At 68.0% G+C, this 16,779-nt stretch carries 16 protein-coding genes; 12 read left to right on the top strand and 4 right to left on the bottom strand.

Annotation, left to right across the window (positions count from 1 at the left end; genetic code table 11):
* Positions 1–56: 56 nt before the first annotated feature.
* Together ACWDSJ_RS28775 and ACWDSJ_RS28770 are read left to right on the top strand one after the other, a co-directional pair.
* Entirely contained in the window at positions 57–1,448 is a 1,392-nt protein-coding gene (locus ACWDSJ_RS28775) for an acyl-CoA dehydrogenase family protein (RefSeq protein WP_387368611.1), read from the top strand.
* Between the two features lie 27 nt (positions 1,449–1,475).
* Positions 1,476–2,714 (top strand): acyl-CoA dehydrogenase family protein, encoded by a 1,239-nt coding sequence (locus ACWDSJ_RS28770; RefSeq protein WP_450035603.1) that lies wholly within the window; start codon positions 1,476–1,478, stop codon positions 2,712–2,714.
* A gap of 165 nt (positions 2,715–2,879) precedes the next feature.
* On the opposite strand, the gene ACWDSJ_RS28765 is transcribed toward ACWDSJ_RS28770, so the two are convergent.
* On the bottom strand, positions 2,880–3,797 hold the full coding sequence (locus tag ACWDSJ_RS28765) for an HNH endonuclease (RefSeq protein ID WP_387368629.1): 918 nt from the start codon (positions 3,795–3,797) through the stop codon (positions 2,880–2,882).
* Positions 3,798–3,977: 180 nt separating this feature from the next.
* Here ACWDSJ_RS28765 and ACWDSJ_RS28760 point away from each other — a divergent pair, with 180 nt between their 5' ends.
* The 3 genes from ACWDSJ_RS28760 to ACWDSJ_RS28750 all read left to right on the top strand — a co-directional run bounded on the left by ACWDSJ_RS28760 (position 3,978) and on the right by ACWDSJ_RS28750 (position 7,927).
* Positions 3,978–4,316: a hypothetical protein gene (locus tag ACWDSJ_RS28760; RefSeq protein WP_450035602.1), complete on the top strand. Its 339-nt coding sequence runs from the start codon at positions 3,978–3,980 to the stop codon at positions 4,314–4,316.
* 113 nt (positions 4,317–4,429) lie between these two features.
* Positions 4,430–6,097, top strand: a complete 1,668-nt coding sequence (locus ACWDSJ_RS28755; RefSeq protein WP_450035600.1) for an acyl-CoA synthetase — start codon at positions 4,430–4,432, stop codon at positions 6,095–6,097.
* A 171-nt stretch (positions 6,098–6,268) separates the two neighbouring features.
* A complete protein-coding gene (locus ACWDSJ_RS28750) occupies positions 6,269–7,927 on the top strand; it encodes an acyl-CoA synthetase (RefSeq protein WP_387368635.1) in 1,659 nt (552 codons plus the stop codon).
* 70 nt (positions 7,928–7,997) lie between these two features.
* Here the strand turns inward: ACWDSJ_RS28750 and ACWDSJ_RS28745 are convergent, their stop codons facing one another.
* Positions 7,998–8,147, bottom strand: coding sequence for a hypothetical protein (locus ACWDSJ_RS28745; protein ID WP_450035598.1), 150 nt, complete (start codon positions 8,145–8,147; stop codon positions 7,998–8,000).
* A gap of 85 nt (positions 8,148–8,232) precedes the next feature.
* Here ACWDSJ_RS28745 and ACWDSJ_RS28740 point away from each other — a divergent pair, with 85 nt between their 5' ends.
* The 7 genes from ACWDSJ_RS28740 (at position 8,233) to ACWDSJ_RS28710 (ending at position 14,335) form a co-directional block, all read left to right on the top strand.
* Positions 8,233–8,661 (top strand): hypothetical protein, encoded by a 429-nt coding sequence (locus tag ACWDSJ_RS28740; protein ID WP_450035596.1) that lies wholly within the window; start codon positions 8,233–8,235, stop codon positions 8,659–8,661.
* 214 nt (positions 8,662–8,875) lie between these two features.
* Positions 8,876–10,336, top strand: coding sequence for a PepSY-associated TM helix domain-containing protein (locus ACWDSJ_RS28735; protein WP_450035595.1), 1,461 nt, complete (start codon positions 8,876–8,878; stop codon positions 10,334–10,336).
* A gap of 130 nt (positions 10,337–10,466) precedes the next feature.
* The gene (locus ACWDSJ_RS28730; protein WP_450035594.1) at positions 10,467–11,153 is read left to right on the top strand and encodes a hypothetical protein; all 687 of its coding nucleotides are present in this window, start codon (positions 10,467–10,469) and stop codon (positions 11,151–11,153) included.
* Between the two features lie 88 nt (positions 11,154–11,241).
* Entirely contained in the window at positions 11,242–11,712 is a 471-nt protein-coding gene (locus ACWDSJ_RS28725) for a DUF1360 domain-containing protein (protein ID WP_450035593.1), read from the top strand.
* A 141-nt stretch (positions 11,713–11,853) separates the two neighbouring features.
* Entirely contained in the window at positions 11,854–12,447 is a 594-nt protein-coding gene (locus tag ACWDSJ_RS28720; RefSeq protein ID WP_450035592.1) for an MspA family porin, read from the top strand.
* A 29-nt stretch (positions 12,448–12,476) separates the two neighbouring features.
* Positions 12,477–13,685 carry a hypothetical protein gene (locus tag ACWDSJ_RS28715; RefSeq protein ID WP_450035590.1) on the top strand — a complete coding sequence of 403 codons (1,209 nt, stop codon included), beginning with the start codon at positions 12,477–12,479 and terminating at the stop codon, positions 13,683–13,685.
* 47 nt (positions 13,686–13,732) lie between these two features.
* Positions 13,733–14,335, top strand: a complete 603-nt coding sequence (locus tag ACWDSJ_RS28710) for an SMI1/KNR4 family protein (protein WP_450035588.1) — start codon at positions 13,733–13,735, stop codon at positions 14,333–14,335.
* Between the two features lie 55 nt (positions 14,336–14,390).
* On the opposite strand, the gene ACWDSJ_RS28705 is transcribed toward ACWDSJ_RS28710, so the two are convergent.
* Positions 14,391–14,648, bottom strand: coding sequence for a hypothetical protein (locus tag ACWDSJ_RS28705; RefSeq protein ID WP_450035586.1), 258 nt, complete (start codon positions 14,646–14,648; stop codon positions 14,391–14,393).
* 12 nt (positions 14,649–14,660) lie between these two features.
* The gene (locus ACWDSJ_RS28700) at positions 14,661–16,376 is read right to left on the bottom strand and encodes a sodium:solute symporter family protein (RefSeq protein ID WP_387368656.1); all 1,716 of its coding nucleotides are present in this window, start codon (positions 16,374–16,376) and stop codon (positions 14,661–14,663) included.
* Positions 16,377–16,779 lie beyond the last annotated feature (403 nt).

The following is a 16,779-nucleotide window of genomic DNA, read 5'->3' as shown; positions in this document are numbered from 1 at the left end:
TAGCCTTACTCGACAGTAAGATGCTGGGACCGATCACCCACCACCCGAGAAGACTGGTGATTATGAGCACTCGAGACACCGCGGAGAAGCGACGTCCGGATTCGGCCGTGGGCCTCAACCCCCAGAAGCGCGACTGGATGGGCGCGGCCATGCGGGTCATGACGACCATCACGGGGTCGGAGCTCGCCGAGAAGTACAAGCTGCGCAAGCCCATCGACCGAATCACCTACGAGGGCACCAAGACCGGCTTCCGGACGCTGGGCGCGGCCACCCGCGCGTTCGGCAAGGTCGCCGGTGGCGGTAAGCCGAAGCGCTTGCCCGCCAACGAGTCTCGCGGCAAGGACTACTTCGACCTGACGCCGAACGACGAGCAGCAGATGATCACCGAGACGGTGCGCGAGTTCGCCGAGGAGATCCTGCGCCCGGCCGCCTACGAGGCCGACGCCGCGGCCAAGGCGCCGCGCGATCTGCTCGAGCGCGCCGCCGAACTGGGCATCACGCTCATCAACGTCCCCGAGGAGCTCGAGGGCGCCGCCACCGAGCGCGGCGCGGTCACCAATTCGCTGGTCGCCGAGGCCCTCGCGCACGGCGACATGGGTCTGGCCCTGCCGATCCTGGCCCCCTCCGGCGTGGCCGTCGCGCTGTCGCAGTGGGGCAGCGACGCCCAGCAGAAGACCTACCTGAGCGCTTACACCGGCGAGAACGTGCCGCAGTCCTCGGTGGTGCTCGCCGAGCCGCGCGCGCTGTTCGATCCGTTCGCGTTGCAGACCAAGGCGACTCGCTCCCCCAGCGGCTACCGCCTCAACGGCGTGAAGTCCCTGGTGCCCGCCGCGGGCGACGCCGAACTGTTCATCGTCGGCGCCGAACTCGACGGCCGCCCAGCGCTTTTCGTGGTCGAATCCGACACCCCGGGTGTGGTGATCGAGGCGGATCCGAGCATGGGTCTGCGCGCGGCGGGTCTGGGCCGGTTGATCCTGGACAATGTCGCGGTCCCCACCGAGGCGATCCTGGGCGACGCCGACGCCGACCAGCGCGCCGAGGACTACGCCGACGCGGTGCGGCTGGCCCGGCTGGGCTGGGCCTCGCTGGCCGTGGGCACCGGGCAGGCCGTGCTCGACTACGTGACCCCCTATGTGAAGGAACGCGAGGCGTTCGGCGAACCGATCGCGCATCGGCAGGCGGTGGCGTTCATGGTCGCCAATATCGCGATCGAACTGGACGGCCTGCGGCTGATCACGCTGCGCGGCGCCTCACGCGCCGAGCAGGGGCTGTCGTTCGCCCGCGAGGCCGCGCTGGCCAAGAAGTTCGCCGCCGACAAGGGCATGCAGATCGGCCTCGACGGCGTGCAGCTGCTCGGCGGCCACGGCTACACCAAGGAGCACCCGGTCGAGCGCTGGTACCGCGATCTGCGGGCCGTCGGCGTGGCCGAGGGCGTCGTCCTGGTCTGACCCCACTTCACTACGGAGAGATTTGCCATGATCAACCTCGAACTCCCCAAGAAGCTGCGGGCCAGCGCCAATCAGGCCCATCAGGTCGCGCAGGAGATCTTCCGCCCGATCTCGCGCAAGTACGACCTCGCCGAGCACGAGTACCCGGTCGAGCTGGACACCATGGCCGCCATGGTCGAGGGTCTGGCCGACTCGGGCACCCAGGACATCAGCGGCGCCACCGGCGGCCGCAAGGCCGAGGCCGGTGCGGAGGCGGGTAACGGGCACGCCACCGAGCTGCTCGGAAACACCAACGGCGGCAACATGTCCGCGCTCATGAACGCCCTGGAGACCTCGTGGGGCGACGTCGGCCTGATGCTGTCGATCCCCTATCAGGGTTTGGGCAACGCGGCCATCGCCGCGGTCGCCACCGACGAGCAGCTGTCGCGGTTCGGCAAGGTGTGGGCCGCGATGGCCATCACCGAGCCGTCGTTCGGCTCCGACTCCGCGGCCGTGAGCACCACTGCGGTGCTCGACGGCGACGAGTGGGTGCTCAACGGCACCAAGATCTTCGTGACCGCCGGGTCGCGCGCCACCCACATCGTGGTGTGGGCGACGGTCGACAAGTCCGCGGGCCGCGCCGCCATCAAGTCCTTCGTCGTGCCGCGGGACGCCCCCGGCCTCACCGTCGCCCGCCTCGAGCACAAGCTCGGCATCAAGGCGTCCGACACCGCCGAGCTGCGCCTCGAGGACTGCCGCATCCCGAAGGACAACATCCTCGGCAGCCCGGAAGTCAACGTGGAGAAGGGGTTCGCGGGGGTCATGCAGACCTTCGACAACACCCGTCCCCTCGTCGCGGGCATGGCCATCGGCGTCGGCCGCGCCGCCCTCGAGGAACTCCGCAAGGTCCTGTCCGACGCGGGCGTCGAGATCGACTACGACAAGCCCGCCAACGACCAACACGCCGCCGCCGCGGAATTCCTTCGCATGGAAGCCGATTGGGAGGCCGCCTACCTCCTGGCCCTACGCGCCGCCTGGATGGCCGACAACAAGAAGCCCAACTCGTTGCAAGCCTCCATGTCCAAGGCCAAGGCGGGCCGCATGGGCACCGACGTCACCCTCAAGGCCGTGGAACTGGCCGGCACGATCGGCTATTCGCAGCGCTCGCTGCTGGAGAAGTGGAGCCGGGACTCGAAGATTCTGGACATCTTCGAGGGGACGCAGCAGATCCAGCAGTTGATCGTGGCCCGGCGCGTGCTGGGGCTGGGGAGCGACAAGCTGAAGTAGGTTGTGGGACACGGGAACCGGTGCAAGCGCGCTTCAGCGCCGGCACCGGTTTCTCGTTCGATACCCGCCGCCGGCCATGGCCGTCACCACGTCGAACCGCAACTGTCATGGGCAGATGCGCGTACGCACAGATGCTGCCGCAAGCGAACAAACCCGATTTCGCCGCTACCAGCTGGCAGTCACCTCGTTGAAATGGTCGGCCAGAGCAGGGACGTAGACACCCTGGGCGACCGAAATTCCCTCCAGCGCTTTGTAATTCGCATACCGCGCGAGGGACGGGGCGATCACAACCTTCATCGTGGTCGGATCGACTGCCAACAACCCAGCGTCGAACAGCTGGTGGATATCGGATCGCAACAGCAGTCCATCAGCGGGATCGTGGGATTCGTGTTTGGCGAACTCGCGAAGGTGGGCGGCCTGTAGCGCCGGCGCCGGACACGGCCCGGTAATCGCGCAGACGAGGCCGTACATCTGGAGCAACTGCTCGCGAAACGCCGCCTGGCCGTTACGGACTTTCACCATGGCGGTCCGGTGCCCACCCTTCGGCGGAGTCGTCCGCACTGCGGGCGCCGGCGGAAGGACCGCGCGAACGCCGGCCAGCAGTTTTTCGAGTCGCTCGACATCGCAGGAGCGGATTGCATTCTGCTGCGCACGATCCAGTGCCGGCTCGATGGCAGCGAACGACAGCGCACCGTCCAGCGGTTCCCATTGCGCGCCATAGCTCGCCACGTATTTGATCACCGGCACGTCCACTCGCCGGGGCTCATCGAACGTGTGTCGACAATCGGAGTGCCGGCACAGAAACGTCGGTGTCCTGGTCGTCCGCTTCACATAACCGGTTCGGCCGCACTTCGGGCAGCTGTACCGCACCTTCGTTCCGGGACCGGAGTCGATCCGGTCGATCCGCGAGACACCATGCACCACAGTCGAATTCCGGAGCACGACGATGTGGCCGACCGATACTTTCAGATGGTTCGCCACGCCGCTGTCATAGGCGTACTGCGAACCCAGTACGTCCTCGTAGCCCTCGTTGCTCTCCCACGTGCGGTCGTCCTGATTCGACAGCAGCGCCCACGCCTTCATGCCGCCCCTTTCGCTCGAGCTGTTTCGCGCAGATCTTCTCGGGGGTTGAGCCTACGGAGGCGCCTTCCGCGGCCCACAATCGTTCTCCCATGGACATTCCCGATTGTGGTTCATACCGGTGCCAGTGGCAGTAGGTTGTTCTCGGGACCGAAAGTCTGGACAGAATCTGGTGGGGGAGTTATGAATTCGTCGAGTTTCCTCGACTGCTGTCGCGAGCCGCGGCTCGTTCGGATCCGCACGCTGTCGGAGTCGAGCCATGATCTCGCGGCACTGCAACGGTGTACCGCATGCGCGGCCTACTGGCTGTATCGGTTCCACGAGTACACCGACTGGGCGAGCGGGGTCGACGATCTCACCTCGTGGTTCACTCGCCTGACCGACGAGGAGGGGACAAGGATCCTCCGCGCGGCGGAGCACGAGCAGACGGACCTGTCGTTCGTGCGGCGGCGCACGAGTTGGCTGAACGACCGGGACGGCGTCCGCCGAGTCAAGGGCGCACCCCACCATCCCTGGAGCTGAGGCCGCCCGAGTTGGCCGAATTTCTGTATCCCTCGTCACACTCCCCTGCTACCGTCCACACCACACGGCCCTGGGGAAGGGCGGAGGAAGTGGTGGTGTCGAAGGTGGTCGAGATGGCTTCTGTACTGGGTGGGCTGGGGCGCAGGGTGGCGCTGGGGGTCGAGACGGTGCGGGGGCTGGCGGTGTTGCAGCAGCGGCGGTTCATTGATCTGGGGAATCCGGCGGAGACGTTGCGGACCGTCAAAGAGGTGAAGGTGTTGGGGCCGCAGGCGACGATGGTGCGGCATGCGGCGCGGGTGTGGCCGGGGCGGGCGGCGCTGATCGATGAGCTCGGGAGTATGAGTTATCGGGAGCTGGACGAGCGGTCGACGGCGCTCGGGCGGGGGCTGCGGGGGATGGGGATCGAGCCGGGGCAGGTGATCGGGATTCTGGCGCGGGATCATCGGGGGCTGCTGCTGGCGATGGTCGCGGCGGGCAAGATCGGGGTGCGGCTGGCGCTGATGAACACCGGGTTCGCCAAACCGCAGTTCGCGGAGGTGTGCCAGCGCGAGAAGGTCAGGGCGGTGCTGCACGACAGCGAGTTCATCGGCCTGCTCGACGCGCTGCCGCCGGAGTTGCCGCGCGTGCTGACCTGGGTCGACGAGGGCGTCGAGCTGCCCGAGAACGCCGTCACCGCGGACGGTCTCATCGCCGCGAACTCCACCGAACCGCTGCCGCTGCCCGACGCGCCCGGCGGCTTCATCATCCTCACCAGCGGCACCACCGGCCTGCCCAAGGGCGCGCCGCGCAGCACGATCTCGCCGCTGTCGACCGCGCAGATGATCGACCGCATCCCCTTCCCGCACCAGGGCATGATGATGATCGTCTCGCCGATCTTCCACAGCACCGGCCTGGCGACCTGGCTCGCGGCCGCGGGCTACGGCAACACCGTCGTGCTGACCCGCCGCTTCGACGCCGAGAAGACGCTGCGCCTGCTCGCCGAGCACAAGGTCGAGATGCTGGTCGCCGTGCCGACCATGCTGCATCGGATGGTGGAGCTGGATCCGGAGATCCGCGCGAAATACGACCTGTCCGCGCTGAAGACCGTGCTGCTGGCCGGTTCCGCGCTCTCGCCGGAGCTGACCGTCCGGGCCACCGAGGCGTTCGGCCACGTCCTCTACAACCTCTACGGCTCGACCGAATGCGCGATCGCGACCGTGGCGAATCCGAAGGACCTCGCGCTCGCGCCGGGCACCGCGGGCCGCGCGCCGATCACCTGCGAGGTCGCCCTATTCGACGACCAGGACCGCCGCGTCCACGAGCGCAACGTGCCCGGCCGCATCTTCATCCGCTCGGGCGCGCCCTTCGAGGGCTACACCGACGGGCGGCACAAGCAGATCATCGACGGCTTCATGTCCTCCGGCGACGTCGGGCACATCGACGAGCACGGTCTGCTGTTCGTCGACGGCCGCGACGACGACATGATCGTCTCCGGCGGCGAGAACGTCTTCCCCCAAGAGGTCGAGAACCTGCTGCTCGAGCGTCCCGACGTCTTCGACGCCGCGGTGGTCGGCGTGGACGACGCGGAATTCGGAAAACGCTTGCGCGCCTTCGTGGTTCCCGAACCCGGCGCCACCCCCGACGGCGAGGAGATCAAGGCCTACGTCAAGAGCAACCTCGCCCGCTACAAGGTGCCGCGCGAGGTGGTCTTCCTCGACGACCTGCCGCGCAACGCCACCGGGAAACTGCTGCGCCGCGAGCTGATCGAGTACCGCATTCCGGCGGAGCGCGGCCCGGAATGAGATAGGGGCCACGGGCTCGGGATCACATCGCGGCGGGGTAATAGCGCTACTCTCGGTTACAGAGACGCTGACCACAGCCGGACCGCGGTGCTTGCTAGGGTTAGCGCTGCACTGGATCTCGATGTTGCGGTCCGCCAGCCACCCCCGGCGGTATCGCGGAAGGTTGTACCTATGTCAGCTGTCCTTCCGTCAGCAAGCACTGCGCTCCGTAAGGCCGGAGATCTCGCGCTGAGCGTCAACGCCATGCGCAAGCGCGGCCTGTTCAATCCCCTGCGGCCGGATCACGCGCTGCGCTCGGCGCTCAATGTCGGCAAGTACGGCCCGTTCGCGGGGGTGCTCATGCACGCCGCGCAACTGACCCCGAACAATCCGGCGCTGCTCGACGAGCACGGCGAGATGACCTTCGGCGAGGTCGACGAGAAGTCCAACCAACTCGCCCGCGCGCTGGCCGCGCAGGGCCTCGGGCAGGGCGACGTGGTGGCGCTGCTGGCCCGCGATCATCGGGGCATGGTGCTGGCCCTGACCGCGACCGGCAAGCTCGGGGTGCGCGCGGTGCTGATGAACACCGGTTTCGCCAAACCGCAGTTCGCCGACGTCGCCGCCCGCGAGAAGGTCAAGGCGGTGCTGCACGACAGCGAGTTCGTGGAGCTGATGAGCGCCATCCCGGCCGACATCCCGCGCATCCTGACCTGGGTGGACGAGCAGGACGGCGTGGATCCGGCGACCCCGACGCTGGATTCGCTGATGGCCGGGCAGTCGGGCGCTCCGATGCCCGCACCGGAGAAGCCGGGCGGCATGGTCATCCTCACCAGCGGCACCACCGGCACCCCCAAGGGCGCGCCGCGCGAGAAGGTCAGCCCGTTCATTTCGGCGCAGTTCCTCGATCGAATCCCGTTGCCGCGCAACGGTTCCATGGTGGTGGCCGCGCCGGTCTTCCACGCGACCGGCCTGTCGCAGTTCACCCTCGGCCTGGCCCTGGGCAATCGGATGATCTTCCAGCAGCGCCGGTTCGATCCGGAGCGGACGCTCGCCAATATCGCCGAGCACAAGGCGACCTCGCTGGTCGTGGTGCCGACCATGTTGCAGCGCATGCTCGATCTGCCCGCGGAGACGCTCGCCAAGTACGACGTGTCGTCGCTGCGGATGATCTTCGCGGCGGGTTCGGCGATTCCGCCGGACGTGGTCACCCGCAGCCTCGACTACTTCGGCGACGTGCTCTACAACGTCTACGGCTCCACCGAATGCGCGATCATCACCGTAGCCACCCCGCAGGATCTCCGTATCGCGCCGAGCACCGCGGGTAAACCGCCGGTGGGCATCCGGCTCGCGCTCTACGACGAGAACCGCAAGCGCATCACCGCGCCGCATGTGACCGGCACGATCTTCATCGAGAACGCGCATTCGTTCAAGGCGTACACCGACGGCCGCACCAAGGAGACGGTCGACGGCATGATGTCCTCCGGCGACGTGGGCCATTTCGACGAGAACGGGCTGCTGTTCATCGACGGCCGCGACGACGACATGATCGTCTCCGGCGGTGAGAACGTCTTCCCCCAGGAGGTCGAGCACCTCATCGCCAACCGGCCCGACGTCCTCGAGGCCGCCGTCGTCGGCGTGGACGACCGCGAATTCGGAAAACGCCTGCGCGCCTTCGTCGTTCCCGCCCCCGACAGCTCCCGTGACGCCCAGGAGATCAAGGACTACGTCAAGGCCAACCTGGCCCGCTACAAGGTCCCCCGCGAGGTGATCTTCCTCGACGAACTCCCGCGCAACGCCACCGGGAAACTGCTGCGCAAGCCGCTGGTGGAGATGGAGGTCGCCGCCGACTGACCGCTCCCGAGCGAGTGGGATTTACGGCGTAAGCAGTCCGTTATCATCAGCGGGTGAGAATCGACCCCGGTTACCAGCGGGCGTCGGCGCGGACGCGCCGGACGTCGGTGGCCGGGGTCGTTTCAGCGATCGCGCCGACGCGTCGGACCTCGGTGGCCGGAGTCGTTTCGGCGACTGCGCCGACGCGTCGGACGTCGGCGACCGGGGTCGTTTCGGCCACGGCGCACCTGCGCGGTGGGTCGGCCGGGGCGGTTTCGGGGGCGTTGGCCGTGGCGGCGCACGGGTGGGCCTCCGGGGGGATGGGGGTGTCGTCGACGACGGTCGCGCTGCTCGTCGCCGTGGCGGCCGTCGTGGGGACGTCGGTGGCCGGGGTGGGGCGGCTGCGGGATTCGGCGTTCGGACTGGTCGGCGCGCTGGTGGCGGGGCAGGCGCTCGGGCATGCGGCGTTGTCGGTCGGGATGATGTCGATGCCGCACGAGCGGTCGCTGTGGAGTCCGGCGATGCTCGGGGCGCATGTGGTGGCGGCAGTGTGCGCGGCGGTGGTGATCCTCGGGGCGGAGGCCGCCTATCGGATCGGTACGGCCGTGCTGAGGCGCGTGCTGCCGGGGCTGCCGCGGATTCCGGCCGAGGGGCCGTCGCGGCCGCGGCCGGTGCATCGGGATCGGGTCGTGCTGCGGATCCTCGCGGCCGACACCTTCCGCACGCGCGGGCCGCCGCGTTCCGTTCGAGTCTGAATTCATTCAACACCCGTCCGTAGCAACGGTTTTCGCGCGCGTCGTCGACGGCGGCCGCCGCCGGTGCCGCCGGTGAGTCCTGAGGGGCATCGGCGCTCGCTCGCATCGGCGTCGTCGGCTCGTCCCTCGGGTACGCCGGTGGTCGTCTGCCGGAACCACGCGTCGTCCCCGGACGACGCGCGCCGACGGGTGCCCTCGAACAGGAGCATCACCCTTGAGCATCATCGAGAATCCGGCCGTCGACGACGAATCGTCGCGGCCGTCGCCGGAACCCTCCGGTACCCCGAAAACCAAGCCGCGCAACGCCTTCGTGGCGTTGGCCCTGCGACTGCACTTCTACGCCGGTGTCTTCGTGGCACCGTTCATCCTCGTCGCCGCCCTCACCGGGGCGTTGTACTCGATCGCGCCCACGCTGGAGTCGATCGTGGATCGCGGTCTGCTGCACGTGGATTCGAGCGGTCCCGCGCGGCCGCTGGCCGACCAGGTCGCGGCGGCGGTCGCCACCCGGCCGGACCTCGCGCTGAACGCGGTGGCCCCGGCCCAGAATTCGGGAGACACCACCCGCGTGCTGTTCACCGATCCGTCGCTGGGCGAATCCGAGCGGCGCGCGGTGTTCGTCGATCCCGCGACCGCGCGACCGGTCGGCGACAGCGTGGTCTACGGCAGCTCCGGGGCGCTGCCGATGCGCACCTGGATCGATCAACTGCATCGGAGCCTGCATCTGGGTGAGCCCGGGCGGCTCTACAGCGAGCTGGCGGCGTCGTGGTTGTGGATCGTCGCGCTCGCCGGGCTGGTGCTGTGGTGGCGGCGGGTGCGGTCGCGGCGGGAACGGCGTTCGGTGGGCTGGCTGCTGCGGCCGGACCGCTCCCACGACGGTCGCCGCCGGACGTTGAATTGGCATGGGGCCGTGGGCATGTGGGTGCTGTTGCCGGTGCTGTTCCTGTCCGCGACGGGCATGACGTGGTCGACCTACGCCGGGGCGCACATCGATACGCTGCGCGCGCGGCTGAGCTGGACGACTCCCGCGGTGTCGAGCGCGCTGCCCGGCGCACCGGCCCCGCACGGCACGGGCGGCGAACACGCCGAGCACGGCGGCCATTCCATGCCGACCGCCGCGTCGGCGGAGCGAATCGCCCAGCTGGACAAGGTGTTCGCGGTCGCGCGCGAGCACGAGGTGAGCGGACCGCTGGAGATCTCGATTCCCGCGAGCGACGGGGTGGCCTTCGTCGCCAAGGAGCGCCGCCTGTCCGGGCAGTACACCCAGGACGCCATCGCGGTCGACGGGGCGACCGGCGCGGTGGTCGACACGCTGCGGTACGCGGACTGGCCGCTCATGGCCAAGCTCACCAACTGGGGTATCGCGCTGCACATGGGTCTGCTGTTCGGGCTCGCGAACCAGCTGCTGCTGCTGGTGACGATGGTCGCGTTGCTCACGGTGATCGTACGCGGCTATCTGATGTGGTGGCGGCGCAGGCCGACTCGCGACGGCTTCGCGGTGGGACGGGCGCCGCGCCGCGGGGTGTTGCGGCGGACACCGGTGGTCGTGGTGCTGCCGGTCGCGGCGGCGGCCGTGCTGGTCGGGTGGTTCGCGCCGTTGGTCGGCGTCAGCCTGGTGGGGTTCTTGATCGTGGACGTGCTCGTGGGCGCGATCAGGGGGCGGGCCGCCACGAGTTAGCCGGAGATCTCCGCGTCGTTCCCGCCCGATGAGCGGGACGACGAGGTGCCGCCGCATGCCCGGATTCGGGCGCGTCGGCATTCCCACAGCAAACATCGAAAAACCCAGACACACAAGAGGTTCCCTTCCTATGCGCACCATCCTGCTCGCCACGGCCACCGCCCTGAGCGCGGCGATCACCACCACCGGTACGGCGAGCGCGGCGACCGACGGCGCGGTCGGCTACGCCCTGACCCTCGACGGCGAATCCACCACCGTCGCAATCGATTCCGGCTCCCTGGCGGCGGACGACGGCGTCTTCACGATCCGAGCCGAGGACGGCACCGTCCTCGCTGGCACCGAATTGTCCTTCCGCGTGGACGATTTCGTCTTCCCCATCGCCGCCGACATCGCCGACCGCACGGCCACCCTCACCCCGCGCCTGGACCCGGCGCACGCCGTCTACCGCCCGGTCGCGCTCCCGTTCGAGGACAGCGCGCCCTGGAAGACCCCGTACGAGCGGGAACAGGCCGCGTGGAGCCGGATGACCAGCACCATCGGCGCGGGCGCGACCATCGGCACCCTCGTCGGCGGCATCGGCGGGGCCGGAATCGGTTGCGTCCTGGGCGGAATCGCGGGCGCCACGGTCGCCGCCGCCACCCTCGTCGGCATGTTCGGCCCGTTCGTCCCCGCCGCCGTCGTCGGCTGCCTCGGCGGCATCGTCGCCATCGGCGCCCTCGGCACCCTGCTGGGCCAGTTGTTCGTCACCGCCCCCATCGCGATCGCCGCGGCGGCGCAGTACTTCACGACGATCAACCAGCCCTTCCCCGCGCGCTGACCCCGCCGGATCCCCCGGTCCCGGTTTCACGCGAGCCACGCGGGGAAGCCGGGACCGGAGGACGCTGCCGACCGAAGGAGGCCCATCCGTGCGCGACGACCGAGCGAGCCTGGCGGGCTACCGCCTCGTCATGACCGTCTACGCCGCCCTGGTCCTCGCGACCGCCGCAGCGGTCCACCTCACCGGCCGCCCCCTCCCCCGAGCCATGACCCTCCGCGAAATCTTCACCACCGCCGTTGCCGCCCAGAAACTCTCCCGCCTGGTCACCAAGGCCGCCGTCACCGAACCCCTCCGCGCCCCCGTCGCCCGCCGCGCCGACGACGGCGGCCCGGGCGAGGTCAACGACGAGCCGAAAGCGGACTCCGGAGTCGAGAAAAGCCTGGGCGAGCTTCTGACCTGCCCGTTCTGTTTCGACGTGTGGGTGGTGACGGCGATGACGATCGGCCATGTGTTCGCGCCGCGGACCACGCGATTGTTGGTGGACGGGCTGGCCGCCTTGGCGGGGGCGGATTTCCTGCATCTGGCCTATGCGACCGCGCAGCGGGTGGCGGAGGGCTGAGAACCCGAACGAGGTTCTGGCCCTCGCCGCCCGGTCATGCTACCGTTCCGTAGCGGAAGGGGCGGTCTTCTCGGGGGGATTCGTCTGTAGCACAGGCTGTTTCGGGGGGCTTGCATGCGTATTCGTTGTGCGAAAACAGGTTTGACCGGTGCGCTGTCCTGCGTCCTCGCGGGTCTCGTCGCGAGCGGCTCCGCTGTCGCCGAACCGCTGACCGACAAGTCCCGGGAGGTCGTCACCGACGACGGCTGGCAGATGCGGGTCACGAAAACGAGTGAGAACCTGGACCGCTATCCGAATCTCGCGGCCACGCCGTTCACCCGAGAGGGCTTCGTGAGCCTGAAGGCGGTCGCGGATGTCGACGGTATGGGCAGCGCACCGGTGAACTCCGGCACGCTCGCCCTCGGTTATCAGATCGGCTGCCAGGTCGACGTGACCAGCGGCGCCGCAATCGGTTTGGCCATCGGCCCGAACATCTCCATCGGCATCACCTCGGGAGTCGGTGCGAGCGCGTCGATCTCGCCGACGGTCTACCTCAAGCCCGGCACGATCACCGACATTCCGTTCGCCACCAAACCGCTCGCGGGCCGTCACGCGTCCATCTCCTCCGACGAGGTCCATATCAAGATCGACGGCTGCATGGGTCCCGTCAGTCTGCGTTCCTACGCTCAGGTCAGCATCTCCACGCCTACCGCGGACAGTTCGCTCGCGGTCTACGGCGACCCGATCTATCTCTGAGGCGAGCGATGCGCCCGATCGGATCGGCGGTGAGCGCCCTCCTCCGGCGTCGCCTCGGCATCGCGCTGGCCGTCGTGACATTGGTCGCCGGAATCGTTTCGGTGTTGCACGGCAACGGAATTCCCGCGGCCGAGGCACGGCCCATCAACCCCTATGTTCCCTGCCCGCAATGGCAGGAGCTGCATCCGGGCTGGCCCTGCTGGGGCAACTTCCCGGAGATCGAGGAGCCGTCGCCTCAGCTCACCCCGCCGTCCCTCGCCACTCCGCAACCGTCCGCGCCGACCACCACGCCCACCCAGCCGCCGGCCGCGGCATTGACCCCGCCACCGGCCCAACCCGCCCCGGACGCGTGCAAGGCGATCATCCCCGTTCCCGGCTATGTGCCGCCCGCGCTGCCGGGGCATCCGCCCAACGCGCCCTGCGGATCGGAGTCGCCGCCGAATCCGCGAGAACTGGTCGAACCGTTCATCCATCCGGCCTGCGGCGTCCCCGGACTGCGGATTCTGAGTCCGGAGGAGGTACACGAGGTCGTCACCGAGATCGTCGGCCCACTCGAGGCCGAACTCGGTCCCGACGATCCGTACGTCCGCGATGTCATCGATAGGGTCAACGGCCTCAACAAGACCTGCTTCGGCAACAAGGATCAGATCAAGCAGCAGGTCTGGAACGAGACCCGCGCCGAGTGGTACCGGGTCTATCGCGACCGATTCCTCCGCCGGGACAGGAACGCACAATGCGACGGCAAGAATCGGTCCAAGGATTGCGAGGGGCTGGTGCCCGTGTGCTACAAGAACGGTGAACCGGTCACGCCGCCCATCACCCAGCAGCGTGACCGATACATCACGGGGGCCAACGACTACATTCGGCATCAGGGGTATCCGGCGATCCGCATACCGGTCAGCGGAAGCAAACTCGGGGACGACGCCGGTGACGCGGCCAGGAGGGAACGTCAAACCAATCCGGGCAAGTACCCGGTCGATCCGGTCCAATTTCCCAACGGCGCGGTCGCCGGGCACGTTCCCGACACCACGTGGTCGGGCCCTCTTCCGGGAAAGGCCGAGCCATATCGTTGGGAGGCGATGGACAGCAAGTTGAATTCCTCCATCGGCGCCCAAGCCAGGACCTACCCCTACGGGTATCGGGCCATCGGGTTCGTCCCCGGAACGTGGGGACCCAGCGGTTGCGAACCCGCCGAAGGACCCTACGACCTCGCGACCGCGCCACCGTACGGGGGCTGAATAACATGAACTCGCGCAACGTGTTCCGTCTGGGAAGGAGACGAGTAGTGCGCCTCATCCGGACATCGCTGCTCCTCGTCGCGGCCGTCGCCGCGGCGTGTTCGACCACGCATCCGACGCAGGCGGTGCCCGCGGACGACTGGTGCCGGGTCGCGATCGATGAGCTGAGTAAGGCGCAACGCGACAAGTACGAGCGGGACAAAGCCCAGGGGAACGACAAGCCGTGGTTGTTGACCCGGCCGGGACCGCCCGCGAGCGATGCGGCGATCCGGGAGGCGCAGAGCAGGCTCGGGGTGCGGTTCGATCAGCAGTACACGCAGTGGTTGCGGCACGTGAACGGATGGGAATCGTTCGCGAGTGCCAGCGACTTCTTTCCCGTGGAGCAGGTGAGCCGGGATTCCCGGGCAGCGCAGAACTTTTCGACGTTTCTCGATGCGGGCGAGTTCACTCCAGCCGAGGTAGGGGTCGACTCGCTCGAGCGGTTGATCGTGATCGGCGGGTCGGTCGACGGCGATGCGTACTTCATCGTCTTGCAGACATCGGATGCGGATGTTCCCGGCATGCCGGTCTTCGAGTTCTCACACGGTGATTTCGCACGTTACGACGATCTGAAAACTTTCATCCAGCGTAGAATCGAGCGTCTTCGATAGGGCGTCGAGCGAGAACGCGACGGGCACCCGCCCGCCGCGTTCTCGAATTCGCCTGTCAGACAGCAGTTTCCGCCGTAGGCTCCTCCGGCTTCTCCGGAGCCGCGTGCACCAACTCCTTCACCGGACGCAAGCGCACCCAGGCCAGGAAGGCCACGCCCACGACGAGCATGCCCACCCCCGCCCACAGGTTGGTGTTCCAGCCGCCGGAGCGGGCCTGGTCGGTGGCGTCGTCGGCTACCAGGCCGGTGACGAGGAGGATGAGGCCGTAGAGGCCGAGTAGGGTGCCGACTATGGTGCGGATGTCGAAAAGCATTGCGTCACTTCCTTATCCGACGAAGATGTTCAGCGCGATGACGATGACCAGGGCTATTCCGGCCAGCAGGACCGGGCGCTGGTACCAGGGCAGGGACGCGGCGTCGGGGTCGGTGAGTTGGGCCTTGGGGGTTTCGGAGTAGACCAGGCCGACGAGTTCGGCGTGGGGTTTGGGGGCGGTGACCTGGCTGACGACGACGCTGAGGACGATGTCGACCACGAACGCCACGCCGGCGGCGAGGAAGCTCGAACCCTGACCCGACAGGTGGAACACGTCGGACTGGTGCAGCACGAAAATGACCACCGCGGACAGGGTTCCGAAGACCAGGCCCACCCAACCGGCGGTCGGGGTCATCCGCTTCCAGAACATGCCGAGGATGAACGTGGCGAACAGCGGCGCGTTGAAGAAGGAGAACAGCGTCTGCAGGTAGTCCATCATGTTCGAGAAGTTCCCGGCGATGAACGCGGTGCCGATGGCGATCACCGTCGCCCCGACCGTCGCCAGGCGGCCGATGCGCAGGTAGTAGCCGTCCGGCTTGTCCTTGACCACGTACTGCTGCCACAGGTCGTAGCTGAACACCGTGTTGAACGCCGAGATGTTCGCGGCCATACCGGCCATGAACGCCGCCAGCAGACCCGCCAGCGCCACGCCGAGCAGACCGTTGGGCAGCACGTCCTTCATCAGATACAGCAACGCCTGGTTGTAGGTGACGTCGCCCTGACCGGTCGCCTTGTAGTCGCGGATCTGCGGCACCAGCAGCGCGCTGACCATGCCGGGGATGACGACGATGAAGGGCACGAACATCTTCGGGTACGCGCCGATGATCGGCGTGCGCCGGGCCGCGGAGATCGAATGCGTGGCCAGCGCGCGCTGCACCTCGACGAAGTTGGTCGTCCAGTAGCCGAACGAGAGCACGAAGCCCAGACCGAACACGATGCCGATGACCGACAGGAAGTTGTTCGAGAAGCCGGACAGCTCGTTGCCGGGCCAGGAGTGGATCTGCTGATCGCCGTCGGGCAGCGCGGTCACCTTGTCCGTCAGGCCGCCCCAGCCGCCGATGCGGTGCAGGCCGACCAGCGTGAGCGGCAGCAACGCCGCCACGATCACGAAGAACTGCAACACCTCGTTGTAGATCGCCGCCGACAGCCCGCCGAGGGTGATATAGGACAACACGATCACCGCGGCCACGATCACCGACACCCACAGCGGCCAGCCCAGCAGCACGTTCACGATCGAGCCCAGCAGATACAGGTTCACGCCCGCGATCAGCACCTGCGCGAGCGCGAAGCTGACGGCGTTCACCAGATGCGCGCCGGTGCCGAAGCGCCGCCGCATGAACTCGGGCACGCTGCGGACCTTGGAGCCGTAGTAGAACGGCATCATCACCACGCCGAGGAACAGCATGGCCGGAACCGCGCCGATCCAGAAGTAGTGCATGGTCGGCATGCCGTACTGGGCGCCGTTGGCGGACATGCCCATGATCTCGACCGCGCCGAGGTTGGCGGAGATGAACGCCAGGCCGGTCACCCAGGCCGGGAGCGAGCGGCCGGACAGGAAGAAGTCGATACTCGACGACACCCGTTGCCGGGCCAGCAGGCCGATGCCCAGCACGAACACGAAATAGATTGCGACGAGGACATAGTCGACGGGTGCGGCGTCCAGCCGCAGGGTGGCGCCTTCGGCCAGCACCGTATCGAAAAGACCTGGGGGCGCAGCAGCGGGCGGCATACAGCTCTCCTGTCGGGGGGATCAATCGGACGACCGGTCGGGTCGTCGTCCGGATACTAGCGGGTTGTTAGCGCTCACAGGGCCAGTTCGTTCCCCCGTCGAGCGTGTCCGCGACGATGTCGTCGATGCCGGGAGGAGCATTCCCCGCCCGGCCGGATCGAAACCCGCGACCCGCCAGACGTTTCCATCCGGAACGACAGGCGTGTCGATGGGAAATCGGCCCCGCCGCGCGGGTTTTCGTGACATGATCAAGTCGGTTGTCCAGATTCTGACGACGGTTCGACCGTCGCCGCGTCTGTGGGGACACCACCTCTCGGATCACGTTCGCGACGAAAGGGCACGTCGTCGAACGCGCGAACGTGAAAGTCGCTGTGCAGGATTCACGGAGCGGACAAGGGGGGCG

It is taken from the genome of Nocardia sp. NPDC003482, assembly GCF_053588115.1.
This window is presented reverse-complemented; position numbering and strand designations above follow the sequence as displayed.

What these genes read in the sequence shown, in the direction of transcription:
- ACWDSJ_RS28765 (WP_387368629.1), bottom strand. Translation starts at nt 3,797, where the DNA reads ATGAAGGCGTGGGCGCTGCTGTCGAATCAGGACGACCGCACGTGGGAG.
- ACWDSJ_RS28705 (WP_450035586.1), bottom strand. Translation starts at nt 14,648, where the DNA reads ATGCTTTTCGACATCCGCACCATAGTCGGCACCCTACTCGGCCTCTAC.
- ACWDSJ_RS28755 (WP_450035600.1), top strand. Translation starts at nt 4,430, where the DNA reads ATGGCTTCTGTACTGGGTGGGCTGGGGCGCAGGGTGGCGCTGGGGGTC.
- ACWDSJ_RS28700 (WP_387368656.1), bottom strand. Translation starts at nt 16,376, where the DNA reads ATGCCGCCCGCTGCTGCGCCCCCAGGTCTTTTCGATACGGTGCTGGCC.
- ACWDSJ_RS28750 (WP_387368635.1), top strand. Translation starts at nt 6,269, where the DNA reads ATGTCAGCTGTCCTTCCGTCAGCAAGCACTGCGCTCCGTAAGGCCGGA.
- ACWDSJ_RS28760 (WP_450035602.1), top strand. Translation starts at nt 3,978, where the DNA reads ATGAATTCGTCGAGTTTCCTCGACTGCTGTCGCGAGCCGCGGCTCGTT.
- ACWDSJ_RS28770 (WP_450035603.1), top strand. Translation starts at nt 1,476, where the DNA reads ATGATCAACCTCGAACTCCCCAAGAAGCTGCGGGCCAGCGCCAATCAG.
- ACWDSJ_RS28730 (WP_450035594.1), top strand. Translation starts at nt 10,467, where the DNA reads ATGCGCACCATCCTGCTCGCCACGGCCACCGCCCTGAGCGCGGCGATC.